Here is a 17130-nt window from a genome sequence, read left to right as displayed (position 1 = left end):
GAGATCAGCGATACGTGTTGGCAATGCCCGGCACCGGCGAGAGCCAGTCGTTGCCGTTGAAGTCGAAGTCGCGCGGCTTGTCTTCCTGCTCGGGCTTGGCACTGGCGCTGCCGCTGACGCGGTAAGCCAGCCTACCGCTGCTGCCCTGGCCGGCGATGCCCTGTAGTGCCTGCGCCATCGCCGCGGTGGGCAGCACGTCGACCTGGGCCACGTCACCGGTGAGCGCCGGGATGTCCAGCTTGAACACGGCGTGCAGCCGGATCGGCACCGAGTCGGCGACCTGCAACTGGCCGTCCAGCGACTTGAAGTCCATCTCGGCGTAACTGTTGTTCTGGATGCGCACGGTCAGCTGCCACTGGCCGCCGGGCAACACCGACAATTGCTGGATACTCACGGTGGGCGGGTAGACGCTCTTCTTTGCCGGGCCGCAGGCGATCAATCCGGCGGTCAACAGGGCAAGCAGAAATCCTTGCAGCAGTCGTTTCATGACTTCACCTCAAACGATTGTTTGAATCTTAGCAAAATTGGCGGAAATTCCCATGACGCTCCGCAACGGGCATCATCGCGGCTCCGTTTCCCCGAGCCAGCAGATTCGCCCATGACCTCAGCACGTCGCATCATCGCCCGCCGTTCGCCGATCCACGGCAACGGAGTCTTCGCCGTCAGCGCCATTGCCAAAGGCGAGGAGATCATCCAGTACAAGGGCAAGCTGATGACGCATGCCGAGGCCGACGAGCTGTATGGCGACGGCGGCGAGACCGGTCACACGTTCCTGTTCACGCTCAACGACGACTACATCATCGACGCGAACCAGCACGGCAACAGCGCGCGCTGGATCAACCACAGCTGCGCGCCGAACTGCCGTGCCGTGGTCGAGGAGAGCGCCAGCGGCGATCCGCGCAAGGACAGGGTGCTGATCGAGACGATCCGCGCGATCAAGCCGGGTGAGGAGCTCACCTACGACTACGGTATCGTGCTCGATGTGCCGCATACCGCGCGGCTGAAGAAGCTGTGGGTTTGCCTGTGCGGTTCGCCGAAGTGCACCGGCACCTTGCTCAAGCCCAAGCGGTAGTCAGCGGTCAAAATTCGCTTCTATACTCGCAACGTTGCCCGACATGGGGGAGGGCAACGAGGACAAGCGACAAGGGGAAGGAAGCGATGGAATCGAATCCGTATGCCGCACCAGCGGCGGTGGTCGATGATGTGGCCGCGTGGGATGCGTATGACCTGGAAAACCGCAAGGCCGGGCGTGGCAAACGCCTTGGCGCGGCGCTGCTGGATGGCCTGGTCAACCTGATCTGGCTACTCCCGATCATCTGGGGCGTCACCATGGCGCTTGATGTCAGGCGGGGACTGAAGCCCGCCGCGCCGATGGTGGGCGTGGTGCTGCTGGGTCTGATCCTGTTGATCGGCATCTTCGTCGTCAACTGCATCATGATTCATCGCAGCGGCCAGACCATCGGCAAGCGTGCGCTGGACATCGCGATCGTGCGCACCGACGGCAACCGCGTCGGGTTGGGCCGCTACATCTTCCTGCGAGTGGTGCCGATCACTCTGATCGGCATGATTCCGGTCGTGGGCAAACTATGCACTCTGGCTGATGTGCTGCTGATCTTCGGCAAGGAGCGCCGCTGCGTGCACGACCTGCTCGCCGACACGATCGTCGTCGACGTTTGATGCTCGACACCGTTCGCGAGATCGAGACGCCCGAAGGCATCGCCCTGCGCCTGCGTGCGGCGGGGGCGTTGCCGCGTGCGCAGGCGTGGATGGTCGACATGCTGCTGCGCATGGGCGTGTTCATCATGGCGATGATTCCGCTGTCGTTGTTCGGCATGGGCGGCAACGGACTGGCCATGTTGCTGCTGTTCGCACTGACGTGGGTGTACTCGGTGGTGTGCGAGGTCTGGCTGGGCGGGCAGACGCTAGGCAAGCGCGCGCTGGGTTTGCGTGTGGTCAACGCGGACGGCACGCCGGTGACCTGGCTGCCGTCCGTGGTGCGCAATCTGCTGCGCGCGGTGGACGTGTTGCCGGGCGTGTATGGCGTGGGTCTGGTCAGCACGCTGATCGATCCCTATGCGCGCCGGCTCGGCGACATCGTCGCCGGCACCATGGTGATCCACGCCGTCGAGTTGCCGGCGGGCCAGCAGGTACCGACGTTTGCGGCGGTGCCGCTGCCGGTGGTGCTGGCGGCCGATGAGCAGGCCGCGCTGGTGGAGTTCGCCGAACGTTCGGCCCAGCTCACCCCGCAGCGACAGGAAGAGCTGGCCAACCTGCTCACGCCGCTCACCGGGCGCAACGATACCGCGGCAGTGCGGCAGCTGATCGGACACGCCAACTGGCTGTTGGGGCGACCATGAAGCAGGAACGTTTCGTGGCGTTGCACAGTCGCGAGTGGGACATCCTGCAGTCGTGGCTGAGCGCGCTCGAACGGCAGCCGAAGCGGACCATGCGGCAGGAACAGGCGCTGGATTTTCCGCTGTCGTACCGGCGTCTCTGCCACCACCTGGCGCTGGCGCGCGGGCGCGGTTACAGCCATGAAGTGACCGATCGGCTGCAGCGCATCGTGCAGCAAGGCCATCGCGTGCTGTATCGGCCGCCAGCGCCACGCTGGCATCGGGTGGCGAGTTTCCTGATCGCCGGATTTCCGCGTCTGGTGCGCGCGCAGTGGCGCTGCATGCTCGCGGCGGCGGTGCTGTTCTACGTGCCGGCGCTGATCACCCTGGTGCTGATGCAGCTGCGGCCCGAGCTGGCGCATACCGTGTTCAGCAGCGCCCAGCTGGCCGATTTCGAGAAGATGTACGACCCGGCGAACAAGCACATCGGCCGCAACAGCGGCACCGACATGCAGATGTTCGGCTACTACGTGATGAACAACGTCAGCATCGCGTTCCGCACGTTTGCCTCGGGCCTGTTCTTCGGCGTCGGTGCGGTCTATGTGCTGGGTGCGAACGGCGTGGAGGTCGGTGGCGTGGCCGGGCATCTCAACGCGATCGGTTATGGCGGTCCATTCTGGCGTTTCGTGGTGGCCCATTCGGCGTTCGAATTGAGCGCACTGGTGATCGCCGGCGGCGCCGGTTTGCAGCTCGGCCTGACCCTGCTGGCGCCGGGCCGGCAACGGCGTGGCCCGGCGCTGGTCGCTGCCGGCTGGGTCGGCGCGCAACTCGCGCTGGGTGCGTTCGCGATGTTGCTGGCGGCGGCCTTCGTCGAGGCGTACTGGTCGTCGATCGCGGCGTTGCCGGATGTACTGAAGTTCGGCAGTGGCGCCTTGCTGTGGCTGCTGGTGCTGGGCTGGCTGTGGCGCGGCGGCAGGGCGGGCACGCATGGAGCTTGAACGAATCAGCGTGGTGCTACGACCGCGCGCACCACGCGAGGCACTGGATCTGGGCGCCGCGATGCTGCGCGCGAATGCGGTGGCGGTGTGGTCGGCATGGTTCGCGTTCACCCTGCCGGTGTTCGTGCTGTGCAATGCGCTGGGCGTGCTGCTGGGCCTGCCATGGCTGGGTCTGGTATTGATGTGGTGGCTGAAGCCGCTGTTCGACCGGCTGCCGCTGTACGTGCTGTCGCGTGCCGTGTTCGATCGGCCGCCGAGCTGGTGCGAAACCCTGCGCGGTCAGCGTCAGTGGAGCTGGCGCAGCACTCTGGCCGCACTCAGCTGGTTGCGCATCGACAGCAATCGCGCGTTGCGTCTGCCGATGGAGTTGCTGGAAGGCGCGCCGCGCAAGCTGCGCTCGGCGCGCTGGAAAGTGCTGCGTCGGCGCATCGTGGCGGACACCAGCCTGCTGACCTACGGCTGCCTGCAGTTCGAGCTGGTGCTGTTCCTCAGTGCATGGCTGCTGGGCGCGATGCTGATACCGCACGAGTGGCGCGCGGATTCGTTCGGCGATTTTTTCCGCCATGACGTGCGCGATGCCTCGACGACCTGGATGTTGCTGGCCGCGGCCGTGGCGTATCTGGCGATGAGCGCGATCGAGCCGCTGTATGTGGCCTGCGGGTTCGCGTTGTATCTCAACCGGCGCACCCAGCTGGAAGCGTGGGATATCGACCTGGCCTTCCGCCGCATGCGCACGCGGCTGCAGGCACTCGGCAAGGTGCTTGGCGTGCTGCTGGTGTGTGCGTGCGTGTGGCCGTTATCAAGCCATGCGGCGACACCGGCGCAGGCGTCGCCGAAGCCCGTGGCGACATCGCTGCAGCAAGTGTTCCAGCAGCCGGCGGACAGCGGCGACCAGCGCTTTGCCACGGCAGCGACAGAAACTTACCGCGACCCGCGCTTCGGCGGCGAGCACACGACGCACGAGTGGGTATTCAAGTACACGCCGAAGCCCACGCCGAATGCGCAGCCGATACCGTTCCCGGCCTTCGGCAATGCGCTGGCGATCATCTTCAAGGCGCTCATGTGGCTGCTGCTGATCGTGGCGATCGCCGCGCTGCTGCGCTTCGCCTGGCGCTGGCGCGGACGGCTGATGCCGATGCCAGCCGAGCCAACGTCGGCGCTGTCACAGAGCATGCGCGCAAGTGTCGTCGTGGATGCGCCGCTGCCGGCGGATCTGGCCGGTGCCGCCCGCGCGTTGTGGCAGGCGCAGCATCAGCGCGAGGCGTTGGCGCTGCTGTATCGCGGCTGCGTGGAACAGACGGCGCGCTTGCTGAAGCTGCCGCCGTCGGTGGATGCGACTGAGGCGGACTGGCTGCGTCAGGCCGCCGCGATCGACGATCCGGCGCGTGCGCAGCGCGTCATCGCGATCGTGCGCACCTGGCAGTTCGCCGCCTATGCGGGGCGTTATCCGGACGACGCCGGGATCGAGCAGTTGCTGAGCGGCTGGCCGGTGGAAGCGGGAGCGTCGGCATGAACCGCAAACCGTACTACGTGGCTCTGCTGGTGCTGGGCGCGCTGCTGCTTCTGGTCGGCGGCTTCTTCGCCATGTTCGAACACAAGGACGTCACCGAAACGGTGGCCGCCAAGGGTGAGGCGCGCTACAACCGCTTCTTCGCGCTGGAGCTGATCCTGCAACGCCTGGATGTGCCGGTGATTGCGCTGACCACACTGGATCGGCAGCAGATGCCGCTGCGTCCCGGTGACACGCTGGTGCTGGGTGACGATGTGGCGCGAATCGATGTGGAAGACGCCACGCGGATCGCGACGTGGGTACACAGCGGCGGTCATCTGCTGCTGTCGCCGGGGTTGGTGCAAACGGCCGTACACACGCCGTTGTTCGAAGCGCTGCAATTGCTCGATCCGAAGCCGGCGGAATATGCCTGCAGCGTGATCCACGTTATGGACACCGCCGCGGACAAAGATGCCAACGAGATCGAATCGTGCGGTCGGCGCTTTCGCCTCGTGCCAGCGGCTGCCGTCGATGCGGCGATCGGCGATGCGCAGGACGGCTATCTGTTTGCCCGCACCCGAATGGGCAAGGGCGCGGTCAGCCTGCTGGTCAACATGAATGCGCTCTCGCGCAACGCGCTGAAGCGCACCGCCGCGCAGCAGTTCGGCTGGCGTCTGCTGGCACCCAACATGGGCCGCGGCCAGGTCTATCTGGTGTACGCGCTGGACGGCATCTCGTTCCTGAAAATGCTGTTGCGCGATGGCTGGCCGGCACTGCTGGCGCTGACGCTCGTGCTGGCTGGCTGGATGGCGATGCGCAGCGCGCGACTGGGTCCGCTGATACCGGCGCCGGCGATGCATCGACGTGCACTGCTCGAACACGTGCAGGCCGCCGGTGAATTTCTGTATCGACGCGACGGTGGCCGCAGTCTGCACAGCCTGGCTTGTCAGACCGTCTTGGTGCGCCTGCGTCGGCGCGATCCCGCTTGCGCGATGCTCAACGGCGATGCGCTCTACACACGCCTGGCCGAGCGCAGCGAACTCGATGCCGCGCAGATCGCCCAGGCCTTCCAGTCACCCGCGAACGCGCAGGCGTTTCGTGCATGCATCATCACTCTGGCGCGACTCAGGAGCCGCCCATGACCACCGAGACACTCGCCGCCGCACCGGTCACGCCGCTGGCGCCACTTTCGATTGCCGAACTCGGCGCCCATGCACGCGCGCTGCGCGAGCAGGTTGCGCATGCCTTCATCGGTCAGGCCGTCGTGTTCGATCAGGTCTTGCTGGCCTTGCTCGCCGCTGGCCATGTGTTGATCGAAGGCGTGCCCGGACTGGGCAAGACCTTGCTGGTGCGCGCACTGGCCGCATCGGTCGGCTGCAGCTTCGGACGCATCCAGTTCACTCCCGACCTGATGCCGGCGGATGTCACCGGTCACGCGATCTACGATCCGAAGACCGAGCGTTTCCAGATCCGTCGCGGTCCGGTGTTCGCCAACCTGCTGCTGGCCGACGAGATCAACCGCGCGCCAGCGAAGACGCAGGCCGCATTGCTCGAATCGATGCAGGAAGGGCAGGTCACCATCGAAGGGCGCCGCTTCGCGCTGCCGGCGCCGTTCATGGTGGTGGCCACGCAGAATCCGATCGAGCAGGAAGGCACCTATCCATTGCCCGAAGCACAGTTGGACCGTTTCCTGATCAAGGTGGTGATTGGCTACCCCAGCGCGGAGGACGAGAGCCGCATGGTCGCCAGCGTGGTCAATGGCAAGGTCGCCGCCGATCTCGACGTCTCGCGCGTGCAACCGGTGATGGGGCAAGCCGAACTGCTGGCCTTGCAGCAGGGCGTCGCGGCGATCCGCATGGATGCCACGGTAACCGACTACGCCGTGCGCATCGTGCGCACCACACGCGAATGGCCGGGTGTGATTGGTGGCGCCGGTCCGCGCGGTGGCTTGGCGCTGGCGCGTCTGGCGCGCGCGCAGGCAGTGCTCGATGGCCGTGATTTCGTCACCCCTGACGACGTGCGCGCAGTGGCGCTGCCGGCCCTGCGGCATCGACTGGTGCTGGCGCCGGAAGCGCTGATCGAACGCCAGCGCCCCGACGACGTACTCACCGCGCTGCTGCACAAGGTGCCAGCGCCGCGCCAATGATGCGACCCGCACCGCCACTGTTGTGGTTGTTGTCCGGCTGGACCGTGCTCGGTGTGCTGGCCAGTCTGGCGTGGCTGCCGTTGACGGCATGGGTGGCCTGCGGTGGCGTGATCGCATCGCTGGCGCTGGTCGACGGCTGGCGTCTGCGCCGGATACCTTCGCCCGACGTGCAGCGCGACGTATCGCCGGTGATGCCGCTGGGGCCGGAGGCGCGCGTCGGTCTGCGGCTGCGCGCGTCCGCGCCACGTTCGCAACAGCTGCGGCTGCACGACCTGCATCCGGGTGGCTGGGCGGTGCGCGGCATGCCACGCAAAGTTTCGTTGCCGCCCGGCAGCGACGTACTGCTCGACTATGCAGTGACGCCGGATGCGCGCGGCCAGTTCCGCTTCGACGGTTGCCATCTGCAATTGCGTTCACCGTGGCACTGCTGGACGTCGCGTCGTGTCGTCGGTGTTCCGTCGACGGTGCGGGTGTATCCGAATTTCGCGTCGCTGGCCGAACTGGCCGGACTCAGCGTGGAACTGGCTTCGCGTAGTGTCGGTGCGCGCTTGCAGCGGCGGCGCGGCGAAGGCACTGAATTCCAGGAGCTGCGCGATTACCGCGTGGGCGACAGCCTGCGCAAGATCGACTGGAAGGCCACCGCGCGCAGCCACCGGCTGATCTCGCGCGAGTACCGCGACGAGCGCAACCAGCAGGTGGTGCTGATGCTCGATTGCGGCCGGCGCATGCTGGCGCAGGACGATCAGCTGGCGCATTTCGATCACGTGCTGAACGCGTCGCTGGCGCTGGCCAGCATCGCCCTGCGCCAGGGCGACGCGGTCGGCATGCTGGCCTGCACCGGCCAGCAGCAACGCTGGCTGCCACCGCAACAGGGCAGTGGCGGCATGGACATGCTGCTTGGCGCCGGCTACGACCTGCAGGCGATGCCGCTGGCCACCGACTATCTCGCCGCCGCCAGCGCACTGCAGGCACACCAGCAGCGCCGCGCGCTGGTGGTGCTGATCACCAACGTGCGCGACGAAGACGATGCGGAGCTGCGCATGGCAGTGTCGATGCTGGCCAAGCGCCATCTGGTGATGCTGGTCAGCCTGCGCGAACTGGCGCTGGATCGCGCCGCGAACGAACCGGGCGACGAGCTGGAAACCAGCATTCGAAGCGCAGCGGCGATGCACTACCTGGCCGAGCGCGAGCGCGTGCATGAAGGTTTGCGGCGCGAAGGCGTCAACACGCTCGATGTCAGTTGCAGCGAGTTGTCGGGTGCGTTGATCGAGCGCTATCTGAGTGTGAAGCGGAGCAGTCGGCTGTAGCTCGCTGCTCGTTGTACGCCGCACGTGGCGGCGACCTCTCCTCACTCGTCATTCCGGCGTAGGCCGGAATGACGAGATGTGAAGGGTCGACAAGTTGTGAGGTTTTCTCAGTGCTCTCGTCAGAACCGCATTGCCTCAGCGATCTGCCTTCTCAACCTTGCCCGGCGCCATCGGCTTGCCGATCCACCTCGCGGTATCCAGCTGCTGATCGATGCTCCTGGCGAGCTGTTCGATCCTCGGTCGAACGGCATCGGCGACGGCACCGGTGCAGCCGTTGTAGAAGTCCACCGTCTTGCTGCCCACGGCATCGACGACGGTGATCTTCACGCCGGGTTGATCGCTCATCACCATCTCGCAGCCGTCGTCGCTTCCTACGTAGCTGTCGCGCATGGAACGCAGTCCGGCCTGCTTCACGGCAGCAAAAATGTTTGCCAGCTGGGCCGGTGTGGCGAGACCGCTGGCGACGCCGGCCTGCACGTGGGCGTGGCCGACGAAGTTGATCTGGCCGTCGGCGGTAACTGTCACCGTATAGCTGGGGCAATTGCCGAGGCAGGTGCTGCGTTGCAGAGTGACGCTGGCCGCATGCATGGGCTGCTCAGACGTCGCATCGGCCCGCATCACGCATGCGCCGAGCAGGAATGCGCTGCAGGTGAGCAGGCTGCGAACAAAGAGGGTGCGGGCCGGATGCATGGGTTTCTCCGTGGCGGTCGGCAGGTGGACCCAGCATGGCACGATGCCGGATCCGCGTGAGCGCGGCGGTCACCCGTCAATCCTCTTCCACGTGCGGCTTCCATGCTTCGCTGAGCTGCTTCTGCACGTTCGACGGCACCGCTTCGTAGTGGCTGAGGTCGAGGCTGTAACGGCCGCGACCGCCGGTCATCGACTTCAGTTCGGTCGGGTAGTCGACCAGTTCGGCCAGCGGGGCCTGCGCCTTGATCACCAGCTCGCCGCCGCGCTGGCTATCGGTGCCCATGATGCGCGCGCGCTTGCCGGCGAGACCGCCGGTGACGTCGCCGACGTTGTGCTCGGGTATCGCCACCTCGACGTTGACGATCGGTTCCAGCACGATCGGTCGCGCCTTGACGATCGCATCGAGAAACGCCTTCTTGCCGGCGCTGATGAAGGCGACTTCCTTCGAATCGACCGGATGGTATTTGCCGTCGTAGACGGTCACCCGCAGATCCTGCAACGGGTAGCCGGCGACGGCGCCGTGTTCCATCGCCTGGCGCACGCCTTTCTCGATCGCAGGCAGGAATTGGCCGGGAATCACGCCGCCCTTCACCGCGTCGACGAACTCGAAACCGGTGCCACGCTCCAGCGGTTCCACCCGCAGGAACACCTCGCCGAATTGGCCGGCGCCGCCGGTCTGCTTCTTGTGCTTGTGATGGCCCTCGGCGTGGCCGGCGATGGTTTCGCGATAGGCGATCCGCGGCGGATGGGTTGCCACCTCGACGCCGTAGCGTTCGCGCATGCGCTCCAGCATCACCTTCAGATGCAGGTCGGACAGCCCACGCACCACGGTCTCGTTGAGCTCCTTGTGGTGCTCGACGCGAAAGCATGGATCCTCCTCGGCCAGCCGCCCCAGCGCATTGGAAAGTTTCTGCTCCTGCCCTTTGTGCTTCGGCTCCAATGCGAGGCCGAACATCGGCGACGGAAACGTCAACGGCGCCAGCGTGATCTGATCCTCGTCGTGCGAGTCGTGCAGCACCGCATCGAAGTGGATCTCCTCGATCTTCGCCACCGCGGCGATATCGCCGGGGATCGCCACTTCGATCTCCACATGCGACTTGCCCTGCAGCCGGAACAGGTGGCCGACCTTGAACGGCTTGCGGCCATCGTCGACCAGCAGCTGGCTGTCGCGACGGATGGTGCCCTGCCACACGCGGAACACGCCGAGTTTGCCCACGAACGGATCGTTGACGATCTTGAACACGTCGGCGATCACATGACTGGCCGGGTCGGCGCTGACTGCCAGCGGCGTGCCATCGCCGCGCGTGAACGGCGGCGGATTGCCCTCGGCCGGATTCGGCAGCAGCCGCGTGGCGACATCCAGCAATTCGTTGATGCCGGCGCCGGTGCGCGCACTGACGAAGCAGATCGGCACCAGGTGACCTTCGCGCAGGCACTGCTCGAACGCATCGTGCAATTGCTGCGGGGTCAGCGCGCCTTCGCCGGCGTCGAGGTACTGGCCCATCACGGTTTCGTTGATCTCGACAACCTGGTCGAGAATGCGCTGATGCGCCTCGGCCAGCGAGGAAAAATCGGTAGCGCCTTCGCTGTGGAAGAAGCAGTCCAGCACGCGGCTGCCGCGCCCGGTCGGCAGGTTCACCGGCAGGCATTCGTTGCCGAACTCCTCGCGCAGCGCGTCCACCACGGCGGCCAGGTTGGCGCCGTCGAAGTCGATCTTGTTGATCACCAATACGCGTGCCAGTCCGCGCTGCTTCGCGTGCATCATCATGCGGCGGGTGCCGTACTCGATGCCGTTGATCGCATTGACCACGATCGCCACGGTTTCCACCGCGGCCAGCGCGGCCAGCGTGGCGCCGCGGAAATCGGCATAGCCGGCAGTATCGATCAGGTTGAGGTGACAGTCGCCGCGATCGAGATGGGCGATGCAGGTGTCGATCGAGTGCACACGTGCCTTTTCCTGGCTGTCGGTGTCCGATACGGTGTTGCCGCGCTCGACCGTGCCTGGCGCCTGGATCGCGCCACCGGCCTGCAGCAGCGCTTCGAACAGCGTGGTCTTGCCCACGCCGGCGTGACCGGCGAACGCGATGTTGCGGATATTTTCCGTGGTGTACGACACGATGCGACCCTCCTCAAAGCAGGGCGTGGCCTCGTGGCATGAACGGCGCCGCATGAGGCCGCGCGTTGGCGGCTGACGATGGCGGGCCGTCATGGTCGTCCTTCACAAGTGCGGGGCGAAGGCGGTCATGGCGGAGTGGCGCGTGGCGCCACCCGCCTAGACTTGAGCGAACCGCCGATGCGGTCAAGCTGCAGTGCGGGGAACCGGCGGCGTGTTGCGGTGGTCTGTAGTGCGCGTGCCACCCACGCATGCATCCGCTGGCCGGTGCGCCGGGGTTCAAGCGCCATCCGGCATCCTGCCCATCGCCATCCGCATCCCGTGAGGCACCGTTATCGTCCGTCCGTCGCAGGTCGCACATCAGCGCCAGTCATGGCCGAGCCCGAACCAGTCAGGTCAGGATCAGCCGGATGGCGGACTGACGCCGCTGGACGGCTCGACCCAGGCGCGGCTGCGACAGCGGCGCTGGCGCGAGCCGCGACACGAGCGTCGGCAGCACTGGCTGGCGCTGGTGGTGGCGGTGTTGCTGCATACGCTGTTCGTCGTGGTGATCTGGTACGGCATGCGGCCGCGGCCGATCGCATTGGTGGCGCCGCAAGCCGAGGAGGTACTGCAGATACGTTTCATCGCCCGCTCACCCACGGCGGTGACCGCGCTGCCACCCGCGCAGGCGCTGCCGCCGCCACCGAAACCCGTGGTGCGGCCGAGACCGCCTGAGCCGGTCGCGAAGGACGCCATGACCATCCAGCTGCCAACGCCCAAGCCGGCCGCCACGGCGCGACTGTATGACGAGCAGGGCCAGCCGCTGCTGCCGGCAGCGGTCGCCAGCGCACCCGCGCCCGGCTATGTGCAGAACCTGCCGCAAGGCGATGCGCGGGTCATGCAGCACAGCGACCCGATCAAGTACAAGGCGACGCGCTTCGAGCAGTACTTTCCGCCGCCGGATGAAACTCTCGGCGGCGCGGCGGTTCGGCATGTGGTCGACAAGGTGATAAACAAGACAGACGTGAATCTGCCCGGTGGTGTGCATCTGAAGTGCATGACGCTGCTGGGCATTCCGACCCCGAATTGCATCAATCCGCCAGCACCGCCTTCGGCCAAGGACGGTGACGAGCGTCTCAGCATGGCGCCGGCGACGTCGCTGGATGGCGAGGCGCACGCGCCGAAGCCGCCCAGCGTCGAGTCCTGCATCGCGATGTATCGCGCCGGCAAACCACTGGAGTGGGGTTGCCCGGTCGATACGCCGAATCGTGCGGTCGACACCGAGCTGCGCGAACGTGCCAAGAGTGCCGCCGCGGCCCACTGAGTGTCATGCGGAACGGCGGCCGCGCCCGTTACACTGGCCGCATGCCCTTGCCACCCCCGGACCAACCTGCTGCTGGCCGTTCCGCCAACCCCGCGCGGATCATGCTGAACTCGCCACTGGCGGCGGCCAGCCGGGCGCGGGTCTACCATCAGCGTACCCGCCAGCGTCCACGCGAGCGTGGCCTGCACGCACTCGCCGCGATCGGTGCACTGCTGGTGCATATCGTGTTTCTGTTGAGCTTCGTGCTGGGGCCGGCTTACGAGCTGACGCCACCGCCGGAGTCGAAGCTGCAGTTCTTGCAGGTACGCCTGATCGAACCGCCCGAGCCGCCACCGCCACCACCGGTGCGCGGCACCCCGCCGAAAGAACGCGGGCCGCGGCATCAAGGTCGCAGCAGCCAGGCCGCGTCGAGCAGCGAGCGCAGCGCGTATACGCAGGCTGCGGTGGCGGCAGCACCGGCGCCGGCTGCCGCGACGCCGGTGCTTGCCAAGGTCGCCAAGTCGCATGCACCGGCCCCGAAACCGGTAGCCGCGCCACCGCCGCCAGTGAGTCTGCCGAAGCCGGCACCGACACCTGCGCTGCAGCCGATCCCGCTGGCCGGCGAACCACCGCCGGTGGTGCTGCCGACGCCGACCTTGCAGCCGCCAGTGCCACCGAAGTTCCAGCCCGAATCGGTGCGCAAGCCGCAACTGGAAGGCAATCAGCCGTTGCAGCCACCGGCTTCGCTGGCCATGCCGGAAGTGCCGCCGCAATCACTGCCACCGATCAGCGTGAGCAGCATCGCGTTGAATGCCGAGGTGCCGAAAACTGCGGCGCCGGTCAGCGTGGTACCGGCTCACGCGGAGATGGCCGCGGCACCACCGGTGCCCGAGTTGCAGCCGGTTCCGTTGCCGGCCCAGCCATCACCGAGCGTGAATCTGCAGACGTCAATGAGTGCGCCGACGCCGACCGTGCCGAATGAGAAACCGCAGGTGCAGGCGCCGGCGATCGAAGTGGCCGAAGCCGAACTCGAAGCGGTGCCGCTGACGCCCGCGCCACCGGCACGCACCGAAGCGCAGGCACCGAGCGTGAAGATCGAGGTGGCGGACACCGCACATACGCCAGCGATCCAGCCGTCCATCGAGCGACCGCAGTTGAACGCGCCAGCCGCGATCGCGGCCGCGGCCACACCAGCGACCACCACCGCGAGCAAGCCGGCACAGTCGCCGTCGCCCACAACCACCGAACAGCCTGCCGCACACGAGGTCAGCCCGAGCCCGGCCGACCGCGACAACGGGCGCGACGTCAGCCGCGCCCCCGATGCCACGCCGCAAGGCAGCGACACCGCCACGCCGGGTGAACCCAATGGCGTGGTCGCCGCACCGGAAGCAGACACCGGCAAAAACACCGCCGCATCGCCGAAAACCGGGCAGGGCAGCGACAAGGGCAGCACCGGCAAACAGCAGGGCAGCGGTCAGCCCGGCGGCAATCAACCCGGTGCCGATCAGGGCGAGAAGCACGGCGAGCTTGGCGAGTACGTGCAGCTGAAGCCGCGCGGCGATACCGCGATCATGAGTCACGGCACGCCGAACATCGGCTATCAAGCGACCCGCTTCAATCAGGACTGGACTCCCGAGGGCGAGAGTTCGATCGACACCGCGCTGCGTCATGCCGTGGAAAAAACCACGGTCAAGCACACCTTCCATCTGCCGCGTGGCGTGCGCGTCGAATGCGCGGTGATGCCGCTGCTGCCGATGTCGCTGCTCGGCTGCAAGAATCCCGATCCGCCGGCCAAGCCACTCGATGCGAAAGTCTACGATCGCCTGCACCTCGCTCCCGCCAATCCGGTGGCATCGCCTGCGCCGGCGGCCAGCAGCGCCGCTCCGACGCCGATGATCAAGTTCGACAACGGCGCCGAATGCGCCGCCGCCCGCGTCGCCGGCGGCCCGCCGCCGCCCGGTTGCGAAGGCATCGTGCTGCCGGTCAAGCCGTCCAGCACGCCCGCGTCACCATCCAGTTCGTGGGTGCCGGCCAGCGACCAGTTCCATTGAGGCGTTCGTAACCGCAGCGCTCAGCCGCGATCCAGCGGACTCAGCACGCCGTGGCCACCGCGGTTGAGCACATGCGTGTAGATCTGCGTGGTCGCCACGTCCTTGTGGCCGAGCAGTTCCTGGATGGTGCGAATGTCCTGGCCTGCTTCGAGCAGGTGTGTGGCGAACGAATGGCGCAAGGTGTGGCAGGTGGCCGGCTTGACGATATGCGCTTTGATGCGTGCCGCACGCACCGCACGCTGCAGACCGCTTTCATCCACGTGATGACGTCGCCACGCGCCGCCGCGTGGGTCGCGCGAAAGCTGGCTCGAGGGAAATACATATTGCCAACCAGGCTCGCGCGGCGCTGACGGATACTTGCGCGCGAGCGCATCCGGCAGCCACACCGAGCCGTGGCCCGCGTCCAGATCCTGCTGATGGATCAGCTTGACCCGCTCCAGTTGTGCGCGCAGCAACTCGCGTAGCCGCTGCGGCAGCGGCACGTGCCGATCCTTGCCGCCCTTGCCGTTCCGGACGCAGATCTGGTTGAGTTCGAAATCCACATCCTTGACGCGCAGGCGCACGCACTCCATCAAGCGCATGCCTGATCCATACAACAGCGACGCCATCAGCGCGAAGCAACCGTCCATCAACGCCAGTAGTCGACTCACCTCATCACGCGAAAGCACCACAGGCACCCGCTGCGAGCGCTTGGCGCGCACGATCGTTTCCATCCACGGCAACTCGATCGACAGGACTTCCCGATACAGAAACAGCAGCGCCGAAAGCGCTTGGTTCTGGGTGCCGGCGGCAACTTGTCCCTGGGTCGCCAGCGTGCTGAGAAAACCCTCGACCTCGGCCGCACCCATGTCACGCGGATGCCGCTTGTCATTCGCCAGAATGAAGCGCCGAATCCAGCCGATATACGCCTGCTCCGTTCGCAAGCTGTAGTGCCTCAACCGCAAACGCGCACGCACTTGATCCAGCAACCGCGGCGTTTTCGTCCCCGTTACACCCGCACTTTCACCTGCGTAACTCATACACCCTCAAAATCATCAGATAACGCCAGCAGCTTGCCCGCTTGCGCAGAGTCGCGCAGCGGTGCAAAGGCTTGAACTCTTGTAGGAAGTTGTCCCTTGTGTGGCATTGACCGATGTCTGCATACTCCGTGCAACACTCCATTTCTGGGGTCTACTTAGCGTTAGCGTGCAAATGAAGAATCTCGCGATCGGGTTGCTGCTTTCTGCAAGTCTGCTCTTTGCCGGTTGTGCCACGCAGTCGCCGGCGAAGATCTTCAAGGGCAACTATTTCTACAACTTTGAAAGTTCCTCGTTCACACCAGCAGGCTCCAATGAGGCTTGGTGCGTCAACAGCGCCGAGATGGCTAAAGCGCAACTTCGATCTGCTCAGTCCGGTACCGCAGAGGTTGTCGTCCAGGGCAGCCTCAGCCCCAAAGGTCATTACTGCAATCTCGGCGCTTCCAAGCATGTGCTCAAGGTCTTCAAGGTTCTGTCAGTAGCCAATCTCAAGTCCGGGGACTAAGGTTGCATGCTAACCAGTCATTCGAGGCGGACGGCTACGCCGCCGCTCAATTCCAGCGTTGGGCGTCAAATCTTGTAGCTGAGGGGGAAGGATGGACTTGCTACAGCAGAATTGGGGTTGGGTAACTGCAAACCCTTGGGGTTTCGCCACGTTCGTAGTACTCGCATTTGGCGCAGGCTGGGGCGCTGCCAACCTCTTTTATCGCGAGAGAATCGAGTTGCTAAAAGCAAGAGCCGGCAGCCCAGACCAACAAAGCACAAAAGCGTCTGCGCCTCGCACGTTTCAGTACGTAGCGAATGGCCGTCACGGGCCAAATTTGTTGGCGGCAACGACGCACGATGCGTTCGTAGGGCAAGAATTATCATTGCGAGCGGACATTCCCGACAATGAGACTCTTCACGTGGTGCTGCATGGCCCGCCACACGCGTACCTCAGCGACACCTCGGGCGCCTGGCATTACAACGTGGTCGGTGTCACCAACTGGGTAATGAGCAAGTATCAGGACAATACTTCTTCGCCGGTGCAGCATTTCAACGCGGAATCAGGTCGAGCTGAACTGCAACTTATTTTTGCGCGCGCTGGCAATGTACGTGTAGAGGTTTTCGAGAGTGATAGCTCGTCAGCTTCTTGGAGCAAGGACATTCGTGTATACGACAAGGGTTGAGCGCTGTTCGCCCAACAAATCATTCAAGCGGACGGCTGCGCCGCCGCTTAATTCCGGCGTTAGGCCAAGGAACAGCCATGCCCGTCTCGGAAACCGAAATGCTTTGGGGCGCGCTATTGTTCGAACTCAGCGTTCCTACAACTGCAATCGTGGTCATGTTGCGCGCGCCACGCCTTCGTAAGTTTGTCATTGTTGTTTTAGGAGCGGTGACACCGTTATTGCTCCTCTACGGAGCCGTAGTGGTAGCGTTTCTGCTTAACCCCGACAAGGGGAATATTTTTGCGTTCTATGCCATGTGGGTCATGTCATTTTTTGCCTACGCAGCGATTCTTTTGGGCGGCATAGCACTAGCCTTTGTGCCTAGGCCATCTAATCTGTACGCTCGTTTTTCATTGGGTTTGCGTCTGCGCCGCTTTCTTATGCGTTGCTCAACATCGTCTCCTAGCGGCGTGGCGTGGCCTAACTATTCGTGTATGGACTCCTCATGCAACTAGCCGAGAATGCTTGGTCGATAGATGCCGGATGAATGAATC

At 65.2% G+C, this 17130-nt stretch carries 18 protein-coding genes; 13 read left to right on the top strand and 5 right to left on the bottom strand.

The features are described from left to right. Positions 1 to 4: 4 nt before the first annotated feature. Positions 5 to 487, bottom strand: coding sequence for a hypothetical protein (locus tag IE071_RS09575; protein ID WP_189440989.1), 483 nt, complete (start codon positions 485 to 487; stop codon positions 5 to 7). A 111-nt stretch (positions 488 to 598) separates the two neighbouring features. On the opposite strand from IE071_RS09575, the gene IE071_RS09570 reads away from it, so the two are divergent. The 8 genes from IE071_RS09570 to IE071_RS09535 all read left to right on the top strand — a co-directional run bounded on the left by IE071_RS09570 (position 599) and on the right by IE071_RS09535 (position 8273). Further along, positions 599 to 1072, top strand: a complete 474-nt coding sequence (locus tag IE071_RS09570) for an SET domain-containing protein (protein WP_189440988.1) — start codon at positions 599 to 601, stop codon at positions 1070 to 1072. Positions 1073 to 1158: 86 nt separating this feature from the next. Continuing rightward, positions 1159 to 1677, top strand: coding sequence for an RDD family protein (locus IE071_RS09565; protein WP_189440987.1), 519 nt, complete (start codon positions 1159 to 1161; stop codon positions 1675 to 1677). Continuing rightward, a complete protein-coding gene (locus IE071_RS09560) occupies positions 1677 to 2357 on the top strand; it encodes an RDD family protein (protein WP_189440986.1) in 681 nt (226 codons plus the stop codon). The genes IE071_RS09565 and IE071_RS09560 overlap by 1 nt, the downstream gene beginning before the upstream one ends. After that, complete coding sequence (locus IE071_RS09555) at positions 2354 to 3331, top strand: stage II sporulation protein M (protein ID WP_189440985.1); 978 nt, start codon at positions 2354 to 2356, stop codon at positions 3329 to 3331. The genes IE071_RS09560 and IE071_RS09555 overlap by 4 nt, the downstream gene beginning before the upstream one ends. Then, positions 3321 to 4844 carry a DUF4129 domain-containing protein gene (locus IE071_RS09550; protein WP_189440984.1) on the top strand — a complete coding sequence of 508 codons (1524 nt, stop codon included), beginning with the start codon at positions 3321 to 3323 and terminating at the stop codon, positions 4842 to 4844. Before IE071_RS09555 ends, IE071_RS09550 begins: the two co-directional genes overlap by 11 nt. After that, a complete protein-coding gene (locus IE071_RS09545; RefSeq protein WP_189440983.1) occupies positions 4841 to 5962 on the top strand; it encodes a DUF4350 domain-containing protein in 1122 nt (373 codons plus the stop codon). The genes IE071_RS09550 and IE071_RS09545 overlap by 4 nt, the downstream gene beginning before the upstream one ends. Further along, the gene (locus tag IE071_RS09540; protein WP_189440982.1) at positions 5959 to 6966 is read left to right on the top strand and encodes an AAA family ATPase; all 1008 of its coding nucleotides are present in this window, start codon (positions 5959 to 5961) and stop codon (positions 6964 to 6966) included. The genes IE071_RS09545 and IE071_RS09540 overlap by 4 nt, the downstream gene beginning before the upstream one ends. After that, positions 6966 to 8273, top strand: a complete 1308-nt coding sequence (locus IE071_RS09535; RefSeq protein WP_189441760.1) for a DUF58 domain-containing protein — start codon at positions 6966 to 6968, stop codon at positions 8271 to 8273. Before IE071_RS09540 ends, IE071_RS09535 begins: the two co-directional genes overlap by 1 nt. Positions 8274 to 8408: 135 nt before the next feature. Here the strand turns inward: IE071_RS09535 and IE071_RS09530 are convergent, their stop codons facing one another. The 3 genes from IE071_RS09530 to IE071_RS15850 all read right to left on the bottom strand — a co-directional run bounded on the left by IE071_RS09530 (position 8409) and on the right by IE071_RS15850 (position 11814). Further along, positions 8409 to 8963, bottom strand: a complete 555-nt coding sequence (locus IE071_RS09530; protein ID WP_189440981.1) for a DUF6438 domain-containing protein — start codon at positions 8961 to 8963, stop codon at positions 8409 to 8411. A gap of 76 nt (positions 8964 to 9039) precedes the next feature. Continuing rightward, the gene (gene fusA, locus IE071_RS09525; RefSeq protein WP_189440980.1) at positions 9040 to 11079 is read right to left on the bottom strand and encodes an elongation factor G; all 2040 of its coding nucleotides are present in this window, start codon (positions 11077 to 11079) and stop codon (positions 9040 to 9042) included. 399 nt (positions 11080 to 11478) lie between these two features. Further along, the gene (locus IE071_RS15850) at positions 11479 to 11814 is read right to left on the bottom strand and encodes a hypothetical protein (RefSeq protein ID WP_229792844.1); all 336 of its coding nucleotides are present in this window, start codon (positions 11812 to 11814) and stop codon (positions 11479 to 11481) included. Between IE071_RS15850 and IE071_RS09520 the strand changes: the two genes are divergently transcribed. Beyond that, on the top strand, positions 11813 to 12382 hold the full coding sequence (locus IE071_RS09520; protein ID WP_229792843.1) for a hypothetical protein: 570 nt from the start codon (positions 11813 to 11815) through the stop codon (positions 12380 to 12382). The genes IE071_RS15850 and IE071_RS09520 overlap by 2 nt on opposite strands. A 101-nt stretch (positions 12383 to 12483) precedes the next feature. Then, a complete protein-coding gene (locus IE071_RS09515) occupies positions 12484 to 14412 on the top strand; it encodes a hypothetical protein (RefSeq protein WP_229792842.1) in 1929 nt (642 codons plus the stop codon). Positions 14413 to 14432: 20 nt separating this feature from the next. Here IE071_RS09515 and IE071_RS09510 read toward each other — a convergent pair whose 3' ends face one another. Beyond that, positions 14433 to 15431 (bottom strand): integron integrase, encoded by a 999-nt coding sequence (locus IE071_RS09510; RefSeq protein WP_189440978.1) that lies wholly within the window; start codon positions 15429 to 15431, stop codon positions 14433 to 14435. Between the two features lie 172 nt (positions 15432 to 15603). On the opposite strand from IE071_RS09510, the gene IE071_RS09505 reads away from it, so the two are divergent. The 3 genes from IE071_RS09505 to IE071_RS09495 all read left to right on the top strand — a co-directional run bounded on the left by IE071_RS09505 (position 15604) and on the right by IE071_RS09495 (position 17091). Then, entirely contained in the window at positions 15604 to 15933 is a 330-nt protein-coding gene (locus tag IE071_RS09505; RefSeq protein ID WP_189440977.1) for a hypothetical protein, read from the top strand. A 91-nt stretch (positions 15934 to 16024) separates the two neighbouring features. Continuing rightward, positions 16025 to 16597, top strand: a complete 573-nt coding sequence (locus IE071_RS09500) for a hypothetical protein (RefSeq protein WP_189440976.1) — start codon at positions 16025 to 16027, stop codon at positions 16595 to 16597. A gap of 77 nt (positions 16598 to 16674) precedes the next feature. Next, positions 16675 to 17091 (top strand): hypothetical protein, encoded by a 417-nt coding sequence (locus tag IE071_RS09495; RefSeq protein ID WP_189440975.1) that lies wholly within the window; start codon positions 16675 to 16677, stop codon positions 17089 to 17091. Positions 17092 to 17130: the final 39 nt, after the last annotated feature.

Source organism: Rhodanobacter panaciterrae, assembly GCF_014651895.1.
GTDB classification, from domain to species: Bacteria; Pseudomonadota; Gammaproteobacteria; order Xanthomonadales; family Rhodanobacteraceae; genus Rhodanobacter; species Rhodanobacter panaciterrae.
This window is presented reverse-complemented; position numbering and strand designations above follow the sequence as displayed.

Bases quoted from the DNA above. Each gene is read 5' to 3' on its own strand.
- IE071_RS09575 (WP_189440989.1), bottom strand. From the start codon at position 487: ATGAAACGACTGCTGCAAGGATTTCTGCTTGCCCTGTTGACCGCCGGA.
- IE071_RS09570 (WP_189440988.1), top strand. From the start codon at position 599: ATGACCTCAGCACGTCGCATCATCGCCCGCCGTTCGCCGATCCACGGC.
- IE071_RS09565 (WP_189440987.1), top strand. From the start codon at position 1,159: ATGGAATCGAATCCGTATGCCGCACCAGCGGCGGTGGTCGATGATGTG.
- IE071_RS09560 (WP_189440986.1), top strand. From the start codon at position 1,677: ATGCTCGACACCGTTCGCGAGATCGAGACGCCCGAAGGCATCGCCCTG.
- IE071_RS09555 (WP_189440985.1), top strand. From the start codon at position 2,354: ATGAAGCAGGAACGTTTCGTGGCGTTGCACAGTCGCGAGTGGGACATC.
- IE071_RS09550 (WP_189440984.1), top strand. From the start codon at position 3,321: ATGGAGCTTGAACGAATCAGCGTGGTGCTACGACCGCGCGCACCACGC.
- IE071_RS09545 (WP_189440983.1), top strand. From the start codon at position 4,841: ATGAACCGCAAACCGTACTACGTGGCTCTGCTGGTGCTGGGCGCGCTG.
- IE071_RS09540 (WP_189440982.1), top strand. From the start codon at position 5,959: ATGACCACCGAGACACTCGCCGCCGCACCGGTCACGCCGCTGGCGCCA.
- IE071_RS09535 (WP_189441760.1), top strand. From the start codon at position 6,966: ATGCGACCCGCACCGCCACTGTTGTGGTTGTTGTCCGGCTGGACCGTG.
- IE071_RS09530 (WP_189440981.1), bottom strand. From the start codon at position 8,963: ATGCATCCGGCCCGCACCCTCTTTGTTCGCAGCCTGCTCACCTGCAGC.
- IE071_RS09520 (WP_229792843.1), top strand. From the start codon at position 11,813: ATGACCATCCAGCTGCCAACGCCCAAGCCGGCCGCCACGGCGCGACTG.
- IE071_RS15850 (WP_229792844.1), bottom strand. From the start codon at position 11,814: ATGGCGTCCTTCGCGACCGGCTCAGGCGGTCTCGGCCGCACCACGGGT.
- IE071_RS09515 (WP_229792842.1), top strand. From the start codon at position 12,484: ATGCTGAACTCGCCACTGGCGGCGGCCAGCCGGGCGCGGGTCTACCAT.
- IE071_RS09510 (WP_189440978.1), bottom strand. From the start codon at position 15,431: ATGAGTTACGCAGGTGAAAGTGCGGGTGTAACGGGGACGAAAACGCCG.
- IE071_RS09505 (WP_189440977.1), top strand. From the start codon at position 15,604: ATGAAGAATCTCGCGATCGGGTTGCTGCTTTCTGCAAGTCTGCTCTTT.
- IE071_RS09500 (WP_189440976.1), top strand. From the start codon at position 16,025: ATGGACTTGCTACAGCAGAATTGGGGTTGGGTAACTGCAAACCCTTGG.
- IE071_RS09495 (WP_189440975.1), top strand. From the start codon at position 16,675: ATGCCCGTCTCGGAAACCGAAATGCTTTGGGGCGCGCTATTGTTCGAA.